Here is a 652-nt window from a genome sequence, read left to right on the forward strand (position 1 = left end):
AAAACGCCTAATTTTATGCTTTAAATACCAGTAGCTAATATCGGTCAAATTATCTAAATCAGGATTTTGACGAAGATCATCAAGAGTTTTAAAAATATACTTCATAACATACGAAGTAGCGTTTTTAATATCGGTTTCAACCCTACTATGAGTATCTAAAAAACGATCTTTGATAGCAGAAACGCACTTATCCAAATTATCTTTAGGGACAAAAACAAGCAAATTTAAATGACAAGTTCCGTCTAAGTGCGGTTCTTTGGTAGTTATATAACATCTTTGATTTTGCGATAAGCTTCTAAAATGCAATGAATTCATAATGCTTCTAACCAAAGCTTGAAGCTTGCTAGCGCCTGCACTAACGCTATGCTTATCGTCATCAATATACTTTTTATTATAAACAAGCTTTTTCTTGCCACTCTTAAGAGTTATAAGCTTTTGTTTATGATACTCGCTAGGCAAGGTAAAAACTGCAAAAATAGGACAAAGTCCTTGACTTAGAGCATAATCATTAAGACTGGCTACTCGGTTATTAAGTTCAGCAATATATCTATTCGAGTTATGCCAGCTAGAAAAATAAAAGTTAGAGTAAGGGACATACTCGCCATTTATCATAAAGAAATTACTATCAAGAAATTTCTTTTGATTTTCTAGC

Annotated in this window: 1 protein-coding gene; it reads right to left on the bottom strand. The window is 32.4% G+C overall.

Features of this window, described 5'->3' with window-relative positions; all coding sequences use genetic code 11:
- A partial coding sequence (locus UNSWCS_RS10960) for a replication endonuclease (RefSeq protein ID WP_200862634.1) occupies positions 1-612 on the bottom strand: 612 nt, incomplete at its 3' end.
- Positions 613-652: the final 40 nt, after the last annotated feature.

Origin of the sequence: Campylobacter concisus UNSWCS (genome assembly GCF_000466685.1) — a bacterium.
In the GTDB taxonomy this organism is placed as follows: domain Bacteria; phylum Campylobacterota; class Campylobacteria; order Campylobacterales; family Campylobacteraceae; genus Campylobacter_A; species Campylobacter_A concisus_A.